Source organism: Pseudarthrobacter sp. O4 (genome assembly GCF_050157025.1).
Classification (GTDB): domain Bacteria; phylum Actinomycetota; class Actinomycetes; order Actinomycetales; family Micrococcaceae; genus Arthrobacter.
The window spans coordinates 1,808,849-1,827,063 of sequence record NZ_CP189591.1; the positions used below are offsets into that span (position 1 = coordinate 1,808,849).

The 18,215-nt window shown below is 68.4% G+C and carries 18 protein-coding genes; 9 read left to right on the top strand and 9 right to left on the bottom strand.

Features of this window, described 5'->3' with window-relative positions; translation table 11 throughout:
* Nucleotides 1–51: 51 nt before the first annotated feature.
* On the bottom strand, nucleotides 52–270 hold the full coding sequence (locus tag ACQCSU_RS08290) for a hypothetical protein (RefSeq protein ID WP_426979262.1): 219 nt from the start codon (nucleotides 268–270) through the stop codon (nucleotides 52–54).
* A gap of 130 nt (nucleotides 271–400) precedes the next feature.
* Between ACQCSU_RS08290 and ACQCSU_RS08295 the strand changes: the two genes are divergently transcribed.
* On the top strand, nucleotides 401–1,669 hold the full coding sequence (locus tag ACQCSU_RS08295; RefSeq protein WP_426979263.1) for a helix-turn-helix domain-containing protein: 1,269 nt from the start codon (nucleotides 401–403) through the stop codon (nucleotides 1,667–1,669).
* Nucleotides 1,670–1,728: 59 nt separating this feature from the next.
* On the opposite strand, the gene ACQCSU_RS08300 is transcribed toward ACQCSU_RS08295, so the two are convergent.
* Both ACQCSU_RS08300 and purD read right to left on the bottom strand, forming a co-directional pair.
* Nucleotides 1,729–2,712, bottom strand: a complete 984-nt coding sequence (locus ACQCSU_RS08300) for a phosphoribosylaminoimidazolesuccinocarboxamide synthase (RefSeq protein ID WP_426979264.1) — start codon at nucleotides 2,710–2,712, stop codon at nucleotides 1,729–1,731.
* Nucleotides 2,709–4,019: a phosphoribosylamine--glycine ligase gene (gene purD / locus ACQCSU_RS08305; protein WP_426979265.1), complete on the bottom strand. Its 1,311-nt coding sequence runs from the start codon at nucleotides 4,017–4,019 to the stop codon at nucleotides 2,709–2,711. Before purD ends, ACQCSU_RS08300 begins: the two co-directional genes overlap by 4 nt.
* 213 nt (nucleotides 4,020–4,232) lie before the next feature.
* On the opposite strand from purD, the gene ACQCSU_RS08310 reads away from it, so the two are divergent.
* Genes ACQCSU_RS08310 through ACQCSU_RS08320 form a run of 3 tightly spaced genes read left to right on the top strand, consistent with a single transcriptional unit; the run spans nucleotide 4,233 to nucleotide 7,311 of the window.
* Entirely contained in the window at nucleotides 4,233–5,837 is a 1,605-nt protein-coding gene (locus ACQCSU_RS08310) for a molybdopterin-dependent oxidoreductase (RefSeq protein ID WP_426979266.1), read from the top strand.
* Nucleotides 5,838–5,873: 36 nt separating this feature from the next.
* Nucleotides 5,874–6,890 (top strand): asparaginase, encoded by a 1,017-nt coding sequence (locus ACQCSU_RS08315; protein WP_426979267.1) that lies wholly within the window; start codon nucleotides 5,874–5,876, stop codon nucleotides 6,888–6,890.
* Between the two features lie 7 nt (nucleotides 6,891–6,897).
* A complete protein-coding gene (locus ACQCSU_RS08320; protein ID WP_426979268.1) occupies nucleotides 6,898–7,311 on the top strand; it encodes a sterol carrier family protein in 414 nt (137 codons plus the stop codon).
* 76 nt (nucleotides 7,312–7,387) lie between these two features.
* On the opposite strand, the gene ACQCSU_RS08325 is transcribed toward ACQCSU_RS08320, so the two are convergent.
* Nucleotides 7,388–8,149, bottom strand: coding sequence for an SDR family oxidoreductase (locus ACQCSU_RS08325; RefSeq protein WP_426979269.1), 762 nt, complete (start codon nucleotides 8,147–8,149; stop codon nucleotides 7,388–7,390).
* Between the two features lie 132 nt (nucleotides 8,150–8,281).
* Between ACQCSU_RS08325 and nboR the strand changes: the two genes are divergently transcribed.
* Nucleotides 8,282–8,887 (top strand): nicotine blue oxidoreductase, encoded by a 606-nt coding sequence (gene nboR / locus ACQCSU_RS08330; RefSeq protein WP_426979270.1) that lies wholly within the window; start codon nucleotides 8,282–8,284, stop codon nucleotides 8,885–8,887.
* 6 nt (nucleotides 8,888–8,893) lie between these two features.
* Here the strand turns inward: nboR and ACQCSU_RS08335 are convergent, their stop codons facing one another.
* The gene (locus ACQCSU_RS08335) at nucleotides 8,894–9,181 is read right to left on the bottom strand and encodes a hypothetical protein (RefSeq protein WP_426979271.1); all 288 of its coding nucleotides are present in this window, start codon (nucleotides 9,179–9,181) and stop codon (nucleotides 8,894–8,896) included.
* Between the two features lie 86 nt (nucleotides 9,182–9,267).
* Here ACQCSU_RS08335 and ACQCSU_RS08340 point away from each other — a divergent pair, with 86 nt between their 5' ends.
* Nucleotides 9,268–10,143 (top strand): CHAD domain-containing protein, encoded by an 876-nt coding sequence (locus tag ACQCSU_RS08340; protein ID WP_426979272.1) that lies wholly within the window; start codon nucleotides 9,268–9,270, stop codon nucleotides 10,141–10,143.
* A 30-nt stretch (nucleotides 10,144–10,173) separates the two neighbouring features.
* Here the strand turns inward: ACQCSU_RS08340 and ACQCSU_RS08345 are convergent, their stop codons facing one another.
* Entirely contained in the window at nucleotides 10,174–11,967 is a 1,794-nt protein-coding gene (locus tag ACQCSU_RS08345; RefSeq protein WP_426979273.1) for a glycoside hydrolase family 15 protein, read from the bottom strand.
* Nucleotides 11,968–12,080: 113 nt separating this feature from the next.
* Between ACQCSU_RS08345 and ACQCSU_RS08350 the strand changes: the two genes are divergently transcribed.
* Together ACQCSU_RS08350 and ACQCSU_RS08355 are read left to right on the top strand one after the other, a co-directional pair.
* Complete coding sequence (locus tag ACQCSU_RS08350; RefSeq protein WP_426979274.1) at nucleotides 12,081–12,827, top strand: DUF72 domain-containing protein; 747 nt, start codon at nucleotides 12,081–12,083, stop codon at nucleotides 12,825–12,827.
* Between the two features lie 56 nt (nucleotides 12,828–12,883).
* Nucleotides 12,884–13,954, top strand: a complete 1,071-nt coding sequence (locus ACQCSU_RS08355) for an App1 family protein (RefSeq protein ID WP_426979275.1) — start codon at nucleotides 12,884–12,886, stop codon at nucleotides 13,952–13,954.
* Here the strand turns inward: ACQCSU_RS08355 and ACQCSU_RS08360 are convergent.
* From ACQCSU_RS08360 to ACQCSU_RS08370, 3 genes are all read right to left on the bottom strand, one after another.
* On the bottom strand, nucleotides 13,951–15,480 hold the full coding sequence (locus ACQCSU_RS08360) for a glycoside hydrolase family 1 protein (RefSeq protein WP_426979276.1): 1,530 nt from the start codon (nucleotides 15,478–15,480) through the stop codon (nucleotides 13,951–13,953). The genes ACQCSU_RS08355 and ACQCSU_RS08360 overlap by 4 nt on opposite strands.
* A 131-nt stretch (nucleotides 15,481–15,611) precedes the next feature.
* Nucleotides 15,612–15,920 carry an MmcQ/YjbR family DNA-binding protein gene (locus ACQCSU_RS08365; protein ID WP_426979277.1) on the bottom strand — a complete coding sequence of 103 codons (309 nt, stop codon included), beginning with the start codon at nucleotides 15,918–15,920 and terminating at the stop codon, nucleotides 15,612–15,614.
* Between the two features lie 41 nt (nucleotides 15,921–15,961).
* A complete protein-coding gene (locus ACQCSU_RS08370) occupies nucleotides 15,962–16,744 on the bottom strand; it encodes a phosphatase PAP2 family protein (RefSeq protein ID WP_426979278.1) in 783 nt (260 codons plus the stop codon).
* 112 nt (nucleotides 16,745–16,856) lie between these two features.
* On the opposite strand from ACQCSU_RS08370, the gene ACQCSU_RS08375 reads away from it, so the two are divergent.
* A complete protein-coding gene (locus tag ACQCSU_RS08375; RefSeq protein WP_426979279.1) occupies nucleotides 16,857–17,954 on the top strand; it encodes a DNA alkylation repair protein in 1,098 nt (365 codons plus the stop codon).
* The last annotated feature ends 261 nt before the right edge of the window (nucleotides 17,955–18,215 follow it).

Sequence of the window (18,215 nt, forward strand, 5' to 3'; positions counted from 1 at the left end):
GGATGTCCCGGGGCTGTTACGCCTAGCTGTGGAATTTACATATCGTGGAAGTTACATGGGGTCAGGCCAGTTGCCGACGTTGGTGGGGTAGGACATGGGGTCGGGCCAGTTGCCTACCGCCTGGGGGGCTCGCATCGGATCCGGCCAGTTACCGACGGCCGTGATACCGGCGTTGTCGGCGATGGAACCAGCGGACAGAACAGCCGGAGCCGCAGCGGAGAAAGCCAGGGCGCCGGCCAGGACGGCGCCGGCTGCAATCTTCTTCAACATAGAGTTCCTCAATATGGTCGGGGTCCTTATACCAAGTCAGCACTACCCTTGTTGACATACATTGTAAAATGATTTCCACAGGGACTGTCAAGCATTTAGTACAAAGAATGTCCGGAATTAGGAGGTGTCCGTGGGGAACGGATTTGGGGAGAAGCTCCGCGCGGAACGGCTGGAACGCGGCCTAACCCAGGCGGAACTGGGCAGGGACCTGTACTCGCCCAGCTACATCTCGCTGCTGGAAACCGGACGCCGCGAACCCACCGCAGAGGTCATCGAGGAGCTGGCCCGCCGGCTCGAACTCGCGCCCAAGGCGCTGGAGGCCTGGAGCCATCCCGTGTCCGTCAGCGACGCCGAGTACGTGCTCGCCGGCCTGTACGCCCGGCAGGCCTGGGACCTCCGGGACTACCCGCTGGCGGCCACGCACGCGGCGAACGCCGCCCAGATCGCCCAGGAAGCCAAAAACACCAGCGCGTGGTGGAACATGACCTACATGCAGGCCGAATGCCTGATCAAGCAGGGGCTGTGGCAGGAGTGCAAGAACGTCGTCCAGCACCTCCTGGACCACCCCCTGGCCGCGGAATCGGCGGGCCTGGGCGTCAGGGCGCAGCAGATGCTCGCCGCCGCCTCGCAGGGGCAAGGTCAGCTGACGGCCGCCGTCGGGCATGCGCAGGAAGCGGTGCGGCTCTGCTCCCAGCTGCCCAAGGGCTCGACCATGGTCATCGGCGCCCTGCGTGCGCTCATCGGCGCCCTGGCCGAGAGCGGACGGCTGGATGAGGCGTGGGGGTACTGCCAGGCCATGAACGAGCAGATGGACGACCAGTCGATGACGCAGCTCGCCGGCGAAGTGGCCTGGGTCATCGGGAACGTCGCCTTCATGCGCCACGACTATCCCGAGGGCATCAAGCACCACGAGCGTGCCGCGAAGCTGCTCTCCCCCGCCAATGACATTGATCTCTGGGCTCGGTTCAACAAGGCCTCCGCCGCCGTCCGGCTGTCCTCGGGGATCGTGGAGCCGGAGACCCTGTCCTCGATCGAACGCGCCGAACTGGCGCTCTCGATCGTGGGCGGCAACAAGACGGACCAGCTCGAGGTCGCATTCATCCGCGCCCGCTGGCTCTACCTGACCGGCGACATCGTGGCAGCCGTGCAGAAACTGCGGGAGATCCATGCGGAGCGCGAGGCACTGGCCCGGCACACCGCCGGCGAGGTGTCCCTGCTGCTCGGGAAGGCGCTCAAGGCCGCCGGGGAAGCCGCCGAGGCCCTCGTCTACCTCGAGGAGGCACAGAACGAGTTCAGCGCCGCCGGAGCCTCCGACCGGGTCCAGCAGGCCATGGACGCCGTGCTGGAAATCCGGCTGGCGCAGCGCCGCGCGGCGGCCGCCGCCTCGGCGGAAGCCTAGCCGGGCCTCCGCCGGCGCCGGGGTTGCGTCCCGGCGGGCCGGGCCTCCGCCGGCCCCGGCTAGGCGAAGGTCCGGCCGGTGAGCTTTTCGTACGCCTCCACGTAGCGGCTGCGGGTACGGGCGACGACGTCGGCCGGCAGCGCGGGCGGAGGAGTGTCGGAGGACTTGTCCCAGCCCGATTCGGGCGAGGTCAGCCAGTCCCGGACGTACTGCTTGTCATAGGAGGGCTGCGCCCTGCCGGGTTCATACGTGCCGGCATCCCAGAACCGGGAGGAGTCCGGGGTGAGCACCTCATCGCCCAGGGTGATCACCCCGTTGGCGACGTCGAAGCCGAACTCCACTTTGGTGTCGGCCAGGATGATGCCGCGGCCGCGGGCGATTTCCTCGGCCTTCGTGTAGATCTCCAGGGTGAGTTCGCGCAGGCGGGCGGCGATGTCCTCGCCGACCATGCCGACGACGGCGTCATAGGTGATGTTCTCGTCGTGCTCGCCCACCTCGGCCTTCGCCGAGGGGGTGAAGATCGCCTCGGCGAGCCGGGACCCGTCCACCAGGCCTTCCGGCAGCGGGATCCTGCACACGGTGCCGGACTCCCGGTATTCGGCCAGGCCGGAACCGGTGAGGTAGCCGCGGGCGATGCATTCGACCGGGAACATGTCCAGCTTCTTGCAGATCATCGCGCGGCCTTCCACCGCGGCGGGAACCCCGCCGTCGACCGTGGACGCGAGCACATGGTGCTCCACGCCCAGCTGCTCGAACCACCACAGGCTCAGCTGGGTGAGGATGCGGCCCTTGTCCGGGATTTCGCTGGCCAGGACGTGGTCATAGGCGCTGATCCGGTCGCTGGCCACCACCAGGACACACTCGTGGCCCATCCGCTCGGTAATAGTCTCATCCACCGGAACGTACAGGTCACGAACCTTGCCGGAGTACACGTGCGTCCAGCCCGGCAGGTCCAGGGTCGCGGTGTCCAGGCCGCCCCTAGGCGCAGACGAGGTGGGTCCTGTGGCTTCCGGGCGGGAGGAATCGGGCGTGGTCATGCTCATGCCTTCGCTTTCGTGGCCGCCGGGGCGCCGGGCGTCGTGACCTTGATCTCGCCGCGGGCGGCCTTGCCGCCGATGTCGGTGCGGAACTGGCTGCCCTCCAGCTGGACCAGCTCGACGCCGTCGTACGCCCGTTCCCGGGCCTCGACGAGATCGGTTCCCAGCGCCACCACGGCGAGCACGCGCCCGCCGGCGGACACCACCTTGCCCTCGGCGTCGAGCTTGGTGCCGGCATGGATGACGTGGACGCCCTCGATCTGCTCGACTTTCTTGAGCCCGCGGATCCGGTCCCCTGTGCGCGGCGTTCCTGGGTAGTTTTCGGCGGCGACGACGACGGCGACGGCAGACTCCTTGGACCAGCGCAGCGGCTGGACCTTGTCCAGTTCGCCCTTGGCGGCCGCCATCAACAGGCCGCCGAGAGGCGTCTTGAGCCGGGCCAGGACGGCCTGGGTTTCCGGGTCGCCGAAGCGGACGTTGAATTCGATGACGCGGGTTCCGCGCGACGTCAGTGCCAGGCCGACGAAGAGCACGCCGACGAACGGCGTGCCGCGGTGGGCCATCTGGTTGACCGTGGGCTGGGCGACGCGGTCGAGAACCTCCTGGACGAGGCCTTCGGGGGCCCAATCCAGCGGGGTGTAGGCACCCATGCCGCCGGTGTTCGGGCCTTCATCGTTGTCGAAGATGCGCTTGAAGTCCTGGGCCGGGGAGAGCGCCACCGTGTCGCGGCCGTCGCAGAGCACGAACACGGAGACCTCGGGGCCGTCGAGGAACTCCTCGATCACCACGGTGCCGCCGGCGTCGAAGCAGCTCTGCGCGTGCGCCAGGGCCTCGTCGCGGCTGTTCGTGACCACGACGCCCTTGCCGGCGGCCAGTCCGTCGTCCTTCACCACATAGGGCGCCCCGAAAATGTCGAGCGCGTCGGCGGCCTCCTCGGCGTTGCCGGCCACCCGCGCCATCGCGGTGGGGACGCCGGCCTCGGCCATGACTTCCTTGGCGAAGGCCTTGGAGGCTTCCAGCTGGGCGGCGGCCTTGCCGGGACCGAACACCGGGATGCCGGCAGCGCGGACGGCGTCGGACACTCCGGAGGCGAGGGGCGCCTCGGGACCCACCACCACTAGATCGACCGTCAGCTTCGTGGCCAGGGCCGCGACGGCGTCGGGGTCGTTCGCGTCGATGGCGTGTGTGGGGACCAGCTTGCTGATGCCGGCGTTGCCCGGGGCCGCGTGGACCTCGGAAACGTTGGGGTCTGCGAGCAAGGATCGGACAATGGCGTGTTCGCGGCCGCCGGGGCCGATGACAAGTACCTTCACAGTTCCCAAGGGTACTTTGTGGACCGGGCAGGCTCCTAAGCTGTGTCTGCCGCTGGACATGCCCACTCTTCAGCGCCCGCGAACGCGGGACATGCCCAGCCCCGGCCGCAGGCACTGGACATAATGCCACCATGTCCATCCCTGCGCGCGAGGGGAGGGCATGTCCCGCGGGGCGGGGACAATCCGCGGGGCGTCCGGCTACGAACACCCTGTATGAAGAAGCCCACGCAGAAGCACTCCAGGCAGCAGACCCCACAGCGGCTCGCCGGTCCCACCGCCCTGGCCGCACTGGCCGGCGTGGCCGCGGCCGCCGTCGTCCTGTCCGTTGCCGAGTTGATCGGCGCCTTCTTCACGGCGCGGGCGATGCCGCTGATCGCCGTTGGCTCGACCTTCATCGACTTCACGCCGCCGTGGATGAAGGACTTCGCGATCGCCACCTTCGGCACCAACGACAAGGCCGCCCTCTTCGCCGGCATGGCGGTGACCATCCTGCTGCTCGCCTGTGTACTGGGCGTGGTGGCCTACCGCAAGTGGGCCCTCGGGGTGGCCGGAGTGCTGCTGATGGGCGCGGTGATCGTCGCCAGTGTGGTGACCCGGGCCAGCGTCAAGCCGGTGGACGCGATTCCGTCGCTGCTCGGCACCGCCGCCGGGCTGATCGTGCTGCGGCTCCTGATCACGCGTCTGTGGCGGATGAGCGCATGGCCGGACACGGCCTCGGATGTCGCCGCCAAGGAACCCGAACGGCCCGCCACGAGCCGGCGCGCCTTCTTCGCCGCGACCGGCCTGACGGCGGCCGCCTCCGCGATTGCCGCGACCGGCGGCCGGCTGCTCAGCGCGGCCCGCAGCAACGTGGCCCAGGCCCGCGGGTCCCTGCAGCTGCCCGCCCCGGCGAAGGCCGCGCCGGCCGTGCCCGCCGGCGTGCAGTCCAAGGCCCCCGGCGTCACACCATGGCTGACGCCGAACAAGGACTTCTATCGGATCGACACCGCCCTGAGCGTGCCGGAGATCGACGCCCAGGACTGGGAACTGCGCGTCCACGGCCTGGTGGAGCGGGAGGTCCGGCTCACCTTCCAGGACCTGCTCGACGCAAAGCTGATCGAATCCCACGTCAGCCTGACCTGCGTCTCCAACCCGGTCGGCGGATACCTTGCCGGCAACGCCAAGTGGCTGGGCATGCCCCTCCGTGAAGTGCTCAAGATGGCCCGCCCCAAGGACGGCGCGGACATGGTGCTCTCCACCTCCATCGACGGCTTCAGCGCCTCCACCCCGCTGGAGGTGCTGACGGATGACCGCGACGCCATCCTCGCCATCGGCATGAACGGCGAGGCCCTCCCCCTCGAACACGGCTACCCGGTGCGCATGGTGGTTCCCGGGCTGTACGGCTTCGTCTCCGCCACCAAGTGGGTGGTGGACCTCGAGGTGACCCGCTTTGCCGACAGCAGAGCGTACTGGACCCAGCGCGGCTGGTCCGAACGCGGCCCGATTAAGACCATGGCCCGCGTCGAGGTCCCCAAGTCCTTCGCCAAGGTCCCAGCCGGGCGCGTGGCGATCGGCGGTACGGCCTGGGCCCAGACCCGCGGAATCACCAAGGTCGAGGTGCAGATCGACAACGGCCCCTGGACCGCGGCCACCCTCTCCGACGAGGCTTCCCTCATCACGTGGCGGCAGTGGTCCTTCGACTGGGACGCCGCCCCGGGCCCGCACTACATCAAGGCCCGCGCCACGGACGGTACCGGCGAACTCCAGACGGACAAGCGCGCGGATCCGGTACCCGACGGCGCCTCCGGCTGGCAGTCGGTGATGGTGACCGTGGAATAACCGGGGTATCCCCCTGAGGCACCTTAGACTGGCCATATGCCCCTGAATCCGCATGCCACCTTCACAGTCGATTCCGCCGTTGAACTGGCAGTCGTTGAACGCAGTGGCTTCGTCGAGTCCCGCCACATCGGCTCCGCCGTGGTGATGGCTGCGGACGGCACTGTCGTCACCGAACTGGGCGACATCACCACTCCCATCTTCGCCCGGTCCACTCTGAAGCCGTTGCAGGCCCTCGCCGCCATGCAGTCCGGCGTGCCCCTGCGCGGCGCCCAGGTGGCGATCGCCTGCGGCAGCCACTTCGGCTCGCTGGACCACATGGATGTCGTCGAGGGCATGCTGAAGGCCGCCGGGGTCAAGGAAGAGCAGCTGCAGTGCCCCGCCGACTGGCCGCAGGACGAGACCGCACGGAACTGGCTGGTCCACTCCGAGCGCGGCAAGTCGCGGCTGGCTTTCAACTGCTCCGGCAAGCATGCCGCGTTCCTCTGGGCCTGCACGGAGAACGGCTGGGACACCCACAGCTACCTTGAGCCGAACCACCCCCTGCAGCAGCGGATCCGTTCCGTGATCGAGGAGTACTGCGGCGAAAGCATCGCCCATCTCGGCATTGACGGTTGCGGCGCCCCGGTGGCCGCCGTCTCGCTGACCGGACTGGCCCGGGCGTTCTCGAGACTGGCCAAGGCCCCCGGGGACAAGAACTCCAACGCCCGCGCCGCCACCATCGCCACCTCCATGCTGGACTACCCGTGGGCGGTGCAGGGCCGCGGCGGGTGCAACACCATCGTCATGGACGAGCTCGGCATCCTCGCGAAGATCGGCGCCGAGGGCGTACTGGTGATGGCCACCCGCCAGGGCGTCTCCGTCGCCATCAAGGTCCTCGACGGCAACATCCGGGCCACGACGCTCGTGGGCCTGACCCTGCTTGCGGCCTCCGGCGCCGTCGAGATCCCCGAGGTCTCCAGTGTGCTGGACAAGGTGGTCGAGCCCGTGCTCGGCGGGGGCCGGCCGGTGGGCAAGATCCGCCTGGGCCGCGCCGTCTCGGCCCTCCTGGACTAGGCGCGGCATGGCTGTTGCGCGACGCCGGATCCCGGTAGAGGACGGCCGCTCGGCGCTGGCCGCCTGGCTGCAAGCCAACACCGGCCCTGCCTCTCCGGACCCAGCCTCTCCGGACCCTGTCTCTGCGAGCGCCGCCGTCTCCCGCAGCACGCTCGCGACGGCGGTGCGCTACTCCCTGGAGGAAGTCACGGCCCGGGCACCCGGCAACTCCGTGGAAGTCCGCGTCCCGCCGTTCGGCGTGACGCAGTGTGTGGAGGGCCCGCGCCATACCCGCGGCACGCCCCCGAACGTCATCGAGTGCGACGCCGGCACCTGGCTGGCCATGGTCAGCGGACAGCTGAGCTGGGCGGACGCCGTCGCCGCCGGCCGCGTCGCCGCTTCCGGGCTCCGGGCCGACCTGTCCGGGCTGCTGCCGCTTTAGTCCGGGCTGCTGCCGCTTTAGTCCGGGCTGCTGCCGCTTTAGAGGGACAGGTCCGGAGGCACCGCAGCCTCCCGCCTCAGCCGCGCCCGATGAACGGCATTCCCGCTGCGGTGATCACCACGGACCCGACACTGGCCGACGCCGGCATCCCGGCCATCAGCAGCACGGCACGGGCGGCGTCGTCCACCGGGAACGTCGGCTCCGCGCGGCGGCTGCCGTCGGCCTGCATCGCACCGGACCCGACGCCGATCTCCTCCATGAGTTCCGTGGCAGCATTGCCGATGTCGATCTGCCCGCAGCTGATGCCGAAGCCGCGGCCGTCCAGTTCAATGCTCTTCGTCAGCCCGGTCATGGCGTGCTTGGTGACCGTGTACGCCACGGTCCGCGGCCGGGGTGAATGGGCAGCGATCGAGCCGTTGTTGATGATCCGCCCGCCTTGCGGGGACTGCGCCTTCATGGCCCGGAACGCCGCAGCCGCGCACAGCATGGAACCGGTGAGGTTCACGGCCACGGTCGCGTCCCAGTCCGCGAGGCTGATCTCGTCCACCGAGGCGGCGGGACCAAACACCCCCGCGTTGTTGAACAGCACGTCCACCCGTTCCCAGCGTTGCAGGGCCGCGGCGAACAGCCGCTGGACGTCGTCGGCCACCGTGACGTCGCACGGAACGGCGAGGGCCTGGGCATGGCCCGCTGCGGTCTCCAGCAGCTGCGCCTCCCGGCGGCCGGCGAGGACCACCCGGTAGCCCTCGGCCAGCATCAGCCGGGCCACCGCCCTGCCGATCCCTGAGCCTGCGCCGGTGACGACCGCTACCCGGCCGAGGTGGTGTTGTCGTGTCATGCGGGACTCCTGGGTAACGGCGGGACGGTTCCCGGCAAGCGTATGCCGAGATGGCACGTCACGGCAGTATTCGGCACAAAACAATGCCGTGGGCTGTCATCTCACGGCGGGAGGCGGCGATAGGGTGTGGCCATGAGCGAGTTCGCGGACCCCGGCACCACCACCGCTGTGCTCCTCGCCGCCGGGGCGGGGACACGGCTGGGACTCGGGCCGAAGGCACTGTTGCCATTCCGCGGGCGCACCTTGGTGGAAGTGCTCGCCGACGTCCTGCTCGACGGCGGCTGCCGCGAGGTGGTTGTGGTGCTCGGCGCGGAGGCTGAGCGGGTGCTGGGCCGGACAGCTCTCGGCCGACACACCGTGGTGGTGAACCCGGCGTGGCAGGACGGGATGGGCGGCTCGTTCCGGCTGGGCGTGGACGCAGCCCGGCCGGGGGACCACGTGCTGGTGGCGCTGGTGGACCAGCCCGGCCTCACCCCCGCAACAGTGCGGGCCCTGCTTGCCGCGCACCGCCCAGGCCGGGTCACCGCCGCGGCCTACCCTGACGTATCGGGCACCCCCCGGCGCGGACACCCACTGCTGCTGGATGCCACCCTGCGCGCCCCGGCGGCGCAGGCAGCCACGGGCGACGCCGGTGCCCGCCATTTCCTGCACGCCCACCCCGCGCTGATCGACCTCGTGGAAATCCAATCCGGCGGCGCGGACCTCGACACCCCGGACCAGCTGGGGCTGCTGGGCTGACCGCGGCTACCCCTTCAAGCGTTGCGCGCTGGACCTGCCGACGCGGTATCCGGTCCAGAACGCGAGGATCAGGAGCCCCACGCTGATCATCACGATTCCCGCCCACGCCTCCGTCCCGATCAGCATCAGGCCCTGGACCTGGAAGGTCTGCTGCGAAAGCGGCGCATAGGCAAACCAGCCGAAGTTTTCCGCGCGCACCGGCAGCGTGATCAAAATCAGGCCCGCCAGGAGCAGCGCCACGGCAAGCAATGGCACCGCCAGCCGGGCAAAGAGCTTCCTCCGGGCAGGCCGCACTCCGTCATCCCCCACTGGATTCATGGACCCACTGTAGTGGCGGCCGGGGACAGCCGGGGCCTTGCGTCCAAGAAGTAAAGTGAAGCATGGCAACCACCGCCGGTGAGGCTCTGCTGAGCTACCTCGGACAACAGCTCGCTGAACTGCGGCGGTATGCCCCCGGAGTACGGGAAAACCAGGCCGAATCCATCCACGAGATGCGCGTCGCGGCCCGCCGGATCCGCTCCCTGCTGGCCACCACCCGTAAACTTTTCGCTGCCGGCGACGCAGAGGACGTCCGGTCCGAGCTGCGCTGGCTCTCCGGAGCGCTGGGCGCTGCCCGTGACCCCGGCGTCGTCCAAGCCCGGCTCCGCGAACTGCTCGCCTCCGAGCCCGAGGAGCTGACCTCGGGCCAGGCCGCCCAGCGCATCGACGCGGAACTGGACGCGGCTGCGGCGGCCGGGCATCAGGGCGCCCTCGAGGCACTCGGCAGCGAGCGCTATGACCGGCTGCTCCTCAGTCTCGGGACGCTGCTCGCCGCGGACCGGCTGTCGCAGAAGGCGTCCCGTCCCCCGCAGAGGACCCTCCGGAAGTTCGTTGCCAGGGAAACCGCCCGCCTGGCCCGTGCCGTGGCGGACCTTCCCCCGGCATCCCAGGGCCGCGCCCGGGACGCAGAGCTGCACGAGGTCCGCAAGGCGGCGAAGCGGCTTCGCTATTCCGCCGAACTGGCGGTCACCGTCGGCGGACGCCGGGCGGGAAAGCGGATCCGGAAGGCGGCCAAGGCGGCGCGCAGGATCCAAACCACCCTCGGGCTCCACCACGACAGCGTGGTGGCCCGGACCCTGCTGGCCGAGCTGGGCCTGCGCTCCCTGCCCAGCGGCGAGAACGGCTTCAGCTACGGCCGGCTGCACGCCAGGGAAGAGAGCCTGGCGGCCAGTTCGGAGGCGGAGTTCCTCAAGATCTGGAAGGACTTCCGTGGTTGAAGGCCGCTGACTATGACTTCCGGAAGCCGTTCAGTGTCCCTGGAGCGGGGTGTCGCTGCGGTGCACACCATCTTCATGCAGTTCCAGCGCGCTCATCACGAGGGCAAAGTGGCTGAACGCCTGGGGGGTATTGCCGAGCTGCCGCCCGTCCTCAACGCTCCACTCCTCGCTGAGGAGTCCCACGTCGTTGCGCAGCGCCAGCAGCCGCTCGAACAGTTCCTCGGCCTCGTGGTGCCGGCCCGCCCCCAGCAGCGCTTCCACCAGCCAGAAGGAGCAGGCGAGAAACACTCCTTCCCCGCCGGGCAGACCGTCATCGCTTTCTTCCGGCTTGTAACGGCGCAGGAAGCCGTCGTGCGTGAGTTCGTGCTGGACCGCCTCGATCGTTCCGACCACGCGCGGGTCATCCGGCGCCAGGAATCCCACCCGCGGGATCAGCAGCAGGCTGGCGTCGAGCTCGGGGCGCCCGTAGGACTGCACGAAAGTGTTGCGTTCGGCGTCGAAGCCCTTGTCCATCACCTCGGCGTGGATGGTGTCGCGCAGTTCCTCCCAGCGGTCCGCCGGGCCGGTCAGGCCGAAATCCCGGATGCCCTTGACCATGCGGTCCGCCGCCACCCACGCCATGACCTTTGAGTGGGTGAAGTGCCGCCGCGGTCCGCGCATCTCCCAGAGTCCGTTGTCCGGCTGGTCCCAGTTCTTCTCGAGATGCTCCATCAGTGCCACCTGGACGTCCCAGGATTCGTCCGTGTGTTTCAGGAGCGAGTTCCGGGTCAGCGACAGGCAGTCCAATACCTCACCCCAGACGTCCAGCTGCAGCTGGTCGGCCGCGCCGTTTCCTGTCCGCACCGGAGTTGAGTCCTCGTAGCCCCGCAGCCAGGGAAGCTCTGCCTCCGGCAGCCTGCGCTCGCCGTGGATTCCGTACATGATCTGCAGGTCAGCAGGGTCTCCGGCCACGGCCCGCAGCAGCCAGTCCCGCCAGGAGGCGGCCTCCTCCGTATAGCCGGCGGCCAGCAACGCCTGGAGTGTCAGGGTGGCGTCGCGGAGCCAGCAGAAACGGTAGTCCCAGTTGCGCGTGCCGCCCAGCTCTTCCGGTAGGGACGTTGTCACGGCCGCCACGATCCCGCCGGTCGGTGCGAAAGTCAGTGCCTTCAGGGTGATCAGCGAGCGCTGGACGGCCTCGCGGTAAATGCCGGTGACCGTGCACTTGGCGGACCAGCGCTGCCAGAAGGAATCAGTGGATGCGAGGACTGCCTCGGGGTTCACGGCGCGCGGGCGGTACAGGTGGCTCGGCGTCCAAGTCAGCACGAACGGCACCCGCTCCCCGGCCTTGACGGTGAAGTCGCTGATGGTGTGCAGCCGTTCGCCCCGCAGCGGCGCCTTCGTCACGAGGTACGCGGCATCGGGTCCGGCCACCGCGTGGATCCCGTGCTCGTCATGGCGGACCCAGGGAACGATGTGCCCGTAGTCGAAGCGCAGCGCCAGCTCGCCGCGCATCCGGACTGTACCGCTGACCCCCACCACGATCCGCACGATGTCCGCCACCTCGTCGCGCGGCGGCATGAAGTCGATGACCTTGACCGTGCCGGTGGGCGTCTCCCACTCGCTTTCCAGGATCAGCGTGCCCTCGCGGTAGTGCCGCCGCGTGCATTCACCGCCGCCCTCCGGAGCCAGCAGCCAGCGACCCGCCTCCGGTGTGTCCAGCAGGGCGTTGAAGCAGGCCGGAGAGTCGAAGCGCGGCAGGCACAGCCAATCGATGGAGCCTTCGGTGCTGATCAGGGCCGCGGTGTGGAGATCGCCGACCATTGCATAATCCTCGATGCGTGCCATGGGTCTTACATTGCCACACCCGGGGCAGACCAGGCCGAGCCTGCCGGGACTAGGATCCGAACATACCGAACTCAGGAACCGGGCGGGATGAGGGAGCGGGAGGTCAGGAACGAGTGGCAATCGGGCCGGGGGCTCTTCACGTCGGAACCAGCGGCTGGAGCTATGACCACTGGGAGGGTGTGCTTTACCCGCCCGGACTGCCGGCCCGGGACCGGCTGGCACACTACACTGACCGGTTCAGCACGGTGGAACTGAACGCAAGCTTCTACCGCTGGCCGCGAGAGGCTTCCTTCGCCAGCTGGCGCCGCCGGCTGCCGGAGGGATTTCTCCTGTCTGTGAAGGCCCCGCGCGGCCTGACCCACGGCAGGAAGCTCTACTCCCCCGAGGTCTGGGTGGAGCGGATCATCCGCTGCTGGCATGAGCTGGCGGACAAGCGGGCCGTGCTGCTGGTCCAGCTGCCGCCGGATTTCGCCCGTGACGACGCCCGGCTGGACTACTTCCTGACCGCGATGCCGGAGTGGATCCGGATCGCAGTGGAGCTCCGCCATCCCAGCTGGGACCATGCCGAGGTCTATGCCCTGCTGGAACGACACCGGGCCGCCTACTGCGTGATGAGCGGCGCCGGACTCCCCTGCATCCTCCGTGCCACCGCACCGTTCGTCTATGTACGGCTGCACGGGCCGGATCAGGAGCATCTCTACGGCGGATCGTATTCTGACGATGACCTGCGCTGGTGGGCGGACCGGGTCAGCGAATGGCGGGCCGCCGGGAAGGACGTCTTCATGTATTTCAACAACGACGGCGCCGGCAACGCCGTGCGCAACGCCGCCACGTTGCGTGTGATGCTGGGCGACGCCTGAACCGGTGTCGCTGACGCAGGCCGTTCGCCGGCGGTCCGCTGTGGGAGAGTGGAGGCATGGAATTGGCGTCGCAGCACACACCCCAGCAGCCACCTGTCACCGGCAACAAAGCCTTCCGGCTGGCCCATCGGGTCTCGGACACCGTCACCGGACTGCGGCTGAAGGCGGCCAGACGCTGGCACTTCATTCCGCAGACCATCGCCTACCAAGGCTACGGCTCCACAAGCTGGGTCCGGGTACTCGGCCGGGTGGTGCTCACGAGCAAGCCGACGCCCGGCAGCCGGACGGAGCAGGCGGCCCAGAACGGCAACCAGAACATCCGCGGCTGGCGAGCGTTCACGAGCGTCCCGATCCAGTTCACCGAGGTGGAAATCGAGATCGGCGGGGTGACTGCGCGGGTGCACGCGGACCGCGGCGGGCTCGTGGACACGGTCGTACAGGTGTCCCTCGAGCCGGGCTGGCACACGGCGGAGCTCCGCTCTGAAGGAACCGAGCCCGTGCACATTAAAGTCTTCGTCATCTCCCCCGACACCGCGCTGGGGATTGTCTCGGATATCGACGACACGATCATGGTCACGGCGCTCCCCCGGCCCTTCCTGGCACTGTGGAACACCTTCGTCCTGAACGAGCGTGCCCGGATGGCGACGCCCGGCATGGCGGTGCTGATGGACCGGCTCCTGGTGGAGCACCCGAACGCGCCGGTGATCTATCTGTCCACCGGTCCGTGGAACGCCGCTCCGACCCTGGCCCGCTTTATCTCCCGGAACATGTACCCGCCGGGCGCCCTGCTGCTCACCGACTGGGGACTGACCAACGACCGCTGGTTCCGCAGCGGCCAGGAGCACAAGCGACGGAACCTGGAACTGCTGGCGGAGGAGTTCCCGAACATGCGCTGGCTGCTCTTCGGCGACAACGGCCAGCACGACGAGGCCATCTACTCACACTTCGCACGGCAGCACGGAGACCGTGTGGCCGCGATCGGCATCCGGCAACTGTCAACCGGCGAAGCCGTGCTGGCCGGCGGCCACTCGGAAACCGGGGACCACACCGACTCGTCCGTCCCGTGGATCTACTCTCCCGACGGCGCCGGCATGGCAAAGGGACTGCACGACCTGAAGCTGCTCTAGCCCACTGGGTGCGGGCGCTCGACGTCGGGAGCCTGCGCCGGAAGTCCGGCGCCGAAAGCCTCGGGAACCTCGGGGGCGGCGTCCCTGTTCCGGGCCGCGAGCAGCTCCTGGAGCCAGTAGAACGAGGCCTTGGGGGTGCGGACCTGAGTGTCAATGTCGACGCGCACGAGACCGAACTGCTGTTTGTAGCCACCGGACCACTCAAAATTGTCCACGAATGACCACACGTAGTAGCCGCGCAGATCGATCGACTCCGCAGCACCACCCGGCGAGGTGGCTTCGACGGCAGTCCCGATGTGGTCTGCCAAGTACCGCAGCCGCCGCTCGTCGGGGATGATCGTGCGGTTTCCGGCCGCGTCGCGGACCACCACATCCTCGAAACTTGCCCCACCCTCGGTGATATAGACCGGCGGCAGGGTCGGGTAGCGTTCTGCCATCTCGGCCAGCGCCACGGACATGTATTCCGGTTTGATCGGCCAGCCATACGCGGTGGTCTCGGTGTCGTGGAACGGGGCGATGTGGAATGGGGCGCCCGGGGTCCCGCTGAGATCGTCGCCCATCGCCTCGGCCATGCCCGCAGGCACAGTGCCGTCGCCGGGTCCGGCCCCCACGCGCGTCGGCATGTAGTAGTTCAGTCCGTAGAAATCCAAGGGCTGGGAGATGAGCTCCATGTCCTCGCTGGACGGGCTGAAGTCCGGGGAGAAAAAGGTGGCCGCACGGATGAGGTCCGGGTACTTCCCGAGCAGCACCGGGTCTGCGTACAGCCGGTTCTGGGCAATATCCATGAGTCCGGTGCTGACCTTGTCCAGCGGGTTGGCAGAAGCCGGGACCATCGGGGAATAGACGTTCGCAATGCCGATTTCGCCGGTCACGTTTGCCGCGCGGAGCGCCTGCATGGACAGTCCGTGGCCCAGCAACTGGTGGTGCACGCTCGGCAGGGCCTTGAGCATGAGCGATTGCCCGGGCGCATGCACGCCCAGGGCATAGCCGTTCGTGGTGAGGGTGGCCGGTTCGTTGACGGTGACCCAACGGACCACCCGGTCGCCGTAGGCTGCGGCGGCTATGGCGGCGAACTCGCCCAGACGGTAGGCCGTGTCGCGGTTCATCCAGCCGCCGGCCTCATCCAGCGGCAGCGGGGTGTCCCAGTGGTACAGCGTGGCCATGGGACTGATCCCGTTCGCCAGCAGCAGGTCGATCAGCCGGTCATAGAAGTCCAGGCCCGCGGGATTAACCGGTCCGCTGCCGCCGGGCTGGATGCGGGACCAAGACAGCGAGAAACGGTAGCTGTCGATCCCGAGTTCCTTCATCAGTGCCACGTCCTCCGGCATCCGGTGATAGTGGTCGCAGGAGACGGCGGGGCTTTGGTCCTCCACGATCGCACCGGGTTTCGCCGCAAAGACGTCCCAGCCCGAGGGACCCCGCCCGTCCTCGTCCAGTGCGCCCTCGATCTGGAACGCGGAAGTTGCAACCCCCAGGGTGAAACGGGGTGGAAGGAGCGTGGCCAGGGCCCTGGCGGAAGCGTTCATCGGCGGAGTCCCTTGTGTAGTTTCAGACAGTTGATTGGATTTTAGTCCTGGCCGCCAGCACGCGCGACGCCGCCAGCAAGCACCACGACACATCCGGGATAAGCGTCCTGATCCGGCCCTCGCGGCGCCGGTTACCGCCGTCGGCCGCCGGCGAGGCGGTGGGACTCGTCCAGGAGTTCACCCAGTTCCCCGAGGTCGATCCTGTCCAACCGGACAAGGACAAGTTGCGGCGAACGGTCATGGTGCGGGGTCCAGAAAAAGGTTTCCGGGTGCGTTCCGGCGAGTGCCTCACGCTCCTCCGTCTTGACCGTGAGCACGCCGTCTTCCCAGATCCGGGCCATGAGGGTGGCGGCGAACCAGGCGGGCCTGCCCCAGCTCAGCCGCTCCGTCACGCCTGGCAGGGCCAGGGCCGCACTGCGGACGTCATCTTCGGTGGCCATGGCCCACTGTGGCACCGCCTACGCCGCCCGGGCAAGGACCGCTAGTCCGGGCCGGGGTCGGCCTTCGAGAGGGTTCCGGTGACGCGTTCGCCGGTGATCCGGGCGGTACGCCAGGTGTCCAGGGCAATCACTGCCCCCAGCACCACAAAAGACATGGACAGCGAGGCCAGCGCGTCGGTGGTCCAGTGGTAGCCCAGATAGAGCCGGCTGACGGACGCAAAGAAGATCCCGATCCCGGCGACCACAAAACCGGCGACGGCGGCCTTGGGGTTCTGCCGCCGGGAGAAGATGAGAAATGTGGTGACAAGCAGGAAGTCGCAGGCCCCGAGGACATGCCCGGAAGGGAAGGAGAAGGTGGAGTCGGCACCGAAGAGCATCAGGTCCACCGGAGGACGCTGCCGGCCTACCGTCTGGCCTATGAGTTGCGCCAGGATCACACCGGTCAGCATCGCACCTGCGAGCAGCAGCGGCCGCCAGGCGTGCTTGGCCAGCAGTCCCCAGGCCACGGTCACCACCAGAATGATGATCGGCAGGCCAATCGGACCGAAGACGATCGCAAGGATGATCATGATCGTCGTCAGCGGCTCGGAGCGCAGGGTCAGCAGCCAGGACCGCACGGGTTCGTCCATGGAGCTGAGTCCGCCGTTCTGGAGCACGCCGGCCAGGAGGACGACGAACAGCACGGAACCGACGATCATGAAGCCGACGGCGGTCCGGTAGAGATTCCTCCGTGCAGGCTCGCTCATGAAGCGTTCCTCCACGATGAACTTGTCGTGGAAAACCCGCCACCGGCCCGGCGACTTCCCCGATTGTTCCTCGGTCATGTTCCGTTGTCCGCCTCTGCGATGTGTGAAGACGTTCCCTGCTGAAGATTATCGCGGTTCCGCGGATTGTGCGGCGCCGGTCCGCCGGACATCCTCCCAGTAGCCTGAAGCCATGGGTGTCATGAATGAACTGATCAATCCGGCTGTCGTCGGCTCGCTCCGGCGCGTACTCACCGCGGCGTCACCGGTAGGCGGCTGGCCACAACTGGCCGAGGCCGCCGGGCGGCTGGACGGGCTGAGCCTGAGGGAACGGACCGACGTCGTCAGCCTCGCCCTCCTGGCGGATCTTCCGCAGGACTATGCGACGGCGGCCGCCACCTTCCGCCGCGCCGCGGAACATACGGAGTTCACCGGCTGGATGATCTGGCCCGTCACCGAGGCGGCGGTCACGCGCGCCCTGTGTTCCGGGACGCCGGGCGACTTCGAGGACTGCCTCCGGCTGCTCGCCGAACTGACGCCGCGGCTCACCGCGGAATTCGCGATCCGTCGGCTCCTCGCCGCCGACCTGGACCGGGCGCTGGCCGTGGTCCAGGGCTGGACGTCCCATCCGGACTGGCACGTCCGCCGTCTCGCCAGCGAAGGAACCCGGCCCTACCTGCCGTGGGCGGTCCGCGTTCCTGAAATCTCCGCCCGGGCCGCCGCCACCCTGCCCATTCTTGACGCCCTGTACCGGGACCCGCAGGAGGACGTCCGGCGCTCGGTCTCCAACCACCTCAACGATTTGGCCCGCCACGCTCCGGATCGCGTGGTGGCCACCGCGGCCGCCTGGCTGGGCGCGCCGGACGCCAACACGCCGCGGGTGGTCCGGCACGGCCTGCGCACCCTGCTCAAGAATGCCCATCCCGGCGCTCTTGCCCTGCTGGGATTCGCGCCGGCGTCGCTCGCGGTGACCCCGGCCCGGCTGGACCGCACCGCCGTCGAACTGCCCGGCGAGCTGGGTTTTGAGTTTGAGATCACGAACACCGGCCCCGCGGAGACCCGGCTGGCGCTGGATTACGTCGTGCATTTCAGAAAGGCGAACGGCACCCTCGCGGAGAAGGTGTTCAAGCTTGCAACACCGGTCCTCGGACCCGGCGAGTGCAGGAAATTCTCGAAGCGCCACGCGTTCCGCCAGATGACCACCCGGGTCCACCACGCCGGGAACCATGTACTGGAACTGCAGATCAACGGGGTCCGCTACCCGGCGGGAAGCTTCACAATCCTGACCTAAATCCTGCCCCTGCCGTGTCTTACCGAATGATGAGCTAGATGGGGAACAACGTCGTCGAGGCACAGCATCGTTTGTGTCCACGAGCATCTCTCGCCCTGCCCCGAGTGACCCCGGGTGAGCAGCCTCACGATCGGGACCCGGGCCGCAATGGAGCTGCAGGTCAACCGGATTCTTGGTCCGCGCAGGCTCTGTTCTGACACCGCGTGGTGATTTGACGCGTCAATAAATATGACGTTAGTGTTCCTGGAACCATGGGGGCCG